This window comes from Corallococcus exercitus (assembly GCF_003611585.1).
Classification (GTDB): Bacteria; Myxococcota; Myxococcia; order Myxococcales; family Myxococcaceae; genus Corallococcus; species Corallococcus exercitus.
Map to the genome: position 1 here is coordinate 1 of NZ_RAVW01000691.1, position 2,867 is coordinate 2,867.

Annotated in this window: 3 protein-coding genes; 1 reads left to right on the plus strand and 2 read right to left on the minus strand. The window is 70.8% G+C overall.

Annotation, left to right across the window (positions count from 1 at the left end; translation table 11 throughout):
- On the minus strand, positions 1–1,183 hold a 1,183-nt coding region (locus D7W79_RS40910; protein WP_147442328.1), incomplete at its 3' end, for a sigma-54-dependent transcriptional regulator.
- A 7-nt stretch (positions 1,184–1,190) separates the two neighbouring features.
- A complete protein-coding gene (locus tag D7W79_RS40915) occupies positions 1,191–2,177 on the minus strand; it encodes a sensor histidine kinase (protein ID WP_120530605.1) in 987 nt (328 codons plus the stop codon).
- 76 nt (positions 2,178–2,253) lie between these two features.
- Between D7W79_RS40915 and D7W79_RS40920 the strand changes: the two genes are divergently transcribed.
- The coding region (locus D7W79_RS40920; protein ID WP_500681253.1) for a spermidine synthase family protein at positions 2,254–2,867 on the plus strand (614 nt) is incomplete at its 3' end.

Consider the following 2,867-nt stretch of genomic DNA (forward strand, 5'->3'; position numbering starts at 1 on the left):
CCTCCAGGGCGGGCAGGTCGTCGCCGCGCAGCACGTCGCCGGGGGCGAGCACGACGGCGCGGGTGAGGACGTTCTCCAATTCGCGCACGTTGCCGCGCCAGGGCAGGCGCGTGAGGCGCTCCATCACCTCGTGGGGCACGCGGGTGACGCGCTTGTGGACCTTCTCGTTGATGCGCTCCAGCAGGTGCTTCACCAGCGGGGCGATGTCCTCGCGCCGCTCGCGCAGGGGCGGGATGACGAGCGTGATGACCTTGAGGCGCTGGTAGAGGTCCTCGCGGAAGCGGCCCTGGTCCACCTCGTCCGCGAGGTGGCGGTGGGTGGCGGCGATGACGCGGGCGCGCAGCTTCACGCGCTTGACGCCGCCCACGCGCTCGAACTCGCGCTCCTGGAGGACGCGCAAGAGCTTCGCCTGGAGCATCAGCGACATGTCGCCAATCTCATCCAGGAACACGGTGCCGTCCTCGGCCAGCTCGAACTTGCCGGGCTTGGCGCCCACGGCGCCGGTGAAGGCGCCCTTCTCGTGGCCGAACAGCTCGCTCTCCAGGAGCGTGTCCACGATGGCGGAGCAGTTGATGCCGATGAAGGGGCGGGGCTCGTCGTAGGAGTAGTTGTGGATGACGCGGGCGATGAGCTCCTTGCCCGTGCCGCTCTCGCCGTTGATCAGCACCGTCGCGGTGCTGCTCGCGACCTTGCCAATCTCCTTCACCAGCTGCTGCATGGAGGGGCTGGTGCCCACGATGTCGCCCAGGCGGACGACGGCGTTCTCGCGGTGGACCTCGTCCGCGCGGCGCGACAGCTGGCGGTACTCCAGCGCGCGCTCCACGACGAGGTCCAGGGCGGCCGGGTCCGGGAAGGGCTTGTGGATGTAGTCGAACGCACCGGCCTTCATGGCCCGGATGGTCGTCTCCATGTCGTGGTAGGCGGTGACGAGGATGATGCGCGCGTCGCCGCACAGCCCCTTCATCTCCTCGATGATCTCCAGACCCGTGCGGTCCGGGAGCATCATGTCCAGGATGACCACGCTGGGCATGTTCTCCTGGGCGGCCTTGAGGCCCGCGGCGGCGCTGGTGGCCGTCACGACCTGGTAGCGCGGCTGCCCGTCGTCCTGCTCGATCTCCTCGAAGTGCATCGTGAGGGTTTCGAGCAGTGACACGTCATCGTCGACGATGAGGAGGGTCTCCATGGGGTCCTCAGGCGGCGAACGTCAGCGTGAACACCATCCCTGGCTCCGCACTCCCCTGGGCCGCCACGTCGCCCCCCACACCCGTCATCACCCGCCTGAGGGCGGCCAGGGACAGCCCCGCGCCCCGCGCCAGCCGCGAGCCGAAGGGGTCGAACAGCGAACCCCGCTCCTCCGGGGGCAGGGCCGCCGCTGGATCATCCAGGATGAGGCTGACGTGGCCCGGGTCGGGCTGACGCAGCGTCACCTGGACGCGGCCCTCCTCGGGCAGGCCCATGGCCACGTTGAGCAGGACTTGAGCGAGCACGGGCCTCAACCGGTTGGGATCCACCCGCACGCGGGGCAGGTCCGCCTCTTCCTTCACATCCACCTCGATGCGGCGCTCGGCCAGCTCCGGGGCCACCATGGCGGTCGCTTCCTGGACGACCGAGCGCAGGGCATGGGCGTCCAGGTTCGCGGCGCTTTCACGGCCGTACTCGGAGAGCAGCCACAGCATGCGCTCCATGGTCCGGATCTCCCGGTTGGCGATGGTGAGCCGCCGCTTGTCCCGGTCCGACAGGCCGGTGTTCCGGGCCAGCGTCTGCACCGCCATCTTCACGGAGGAGAGCGGGTTGCGGATCTCATGGCTGAGCGACGACGACAGCTTGGAGATCTGCACCGGCGGGGCGCCCTCCAGCACGGTGCCCAGGTCGAGCACGCCCGCGGCGGCCTCCTCGCCGTCCATGCCCAGCACGAGCCGCAGGTGGGACGCGGGCGGGTTGCCGGTGGGGCCGCCGGGGGAGACGGTGACGAACTCCACCGCGCGGCGGTCCTCTCTGGCGCGCGCATCCAGCTCGCGGGCGCGCTCCTGGGAGACGCCGAGCACCGTATGCAGGGGCATGCCCACGAGCGCCTTGGCGTCGCGGCGCAGCACCTGGGCGCAGTCCCCCTCGGCACGTGTCACCCGGAGGTGGGGGGACCAGGCGAGCTGCGCGGCTTGCAGGAGTTGGGCGTTCATTGGTGGACCTGAAACATACCGGGTAACGTCGAGTGCTGTCCCTATGACCCGCACCCCACGTCCTCCGAAGAACCTTGTGGCCGCCCTTCTGTTCCTGTCCGGGGCCACGGCGCTCGTCTACGAGCTGGTCTGGTCCAAATACCTGGGGAACGTGCTGGGTAACAGCGGGCAGGCGCACGCCGTCGTGCTGGCCACGTTCATGGGGGGCCTGGCGCTGGGTGCGTTTGTCTTCGGGCGGACAGCGGACCGGGTGAAGAGCCCGCTGGCCCTCTACGGCGTGCTGGAGCTGGGCGTGGGCCTGTACGCGCTGGCGTTCCCCTCCGTCCTGGGCGCGCTGGAGCACCTGTGGCTGGCCCTGGCGCCCCACGTGCCGGAGGGGGCGAGGGTGGCGCCGCGCCTGCTCGTGTCCTCGCTGTCGCTGGTGGTGCCCACGCTGCTCATGGGCGGCACGCTGCCGGCGCTGGTGCGCCACTTCGCGGCGAGCCTCGCCGGGGTGCGCCGGGAGCTGGCGCGGCTGTATGCCATCAACAGCCTGGGCGCGGCGGTGGGCGTGTACGTGGCGGGCACGCGGCTGGTGCCGCTGGTGGGCCTGTCCGCGTCCGCGCAGATCGCCGCCGGACTCAACGTGTTCCTCGCACTGGCGGCGTTGGCGCTGGCCCGGCAGCACCCACCGGTGGTGGTGGTGGGGGC

Coding starts and splice junctions, on each gene's coding strand:
- D7W79_RS40915 (WP_120530605.1), bottom strand. CDS start 2,177: ATGAACGCCCAACTCCTGCAAGCCGCGCAGCTCGCCTGGTCCCCCCAC.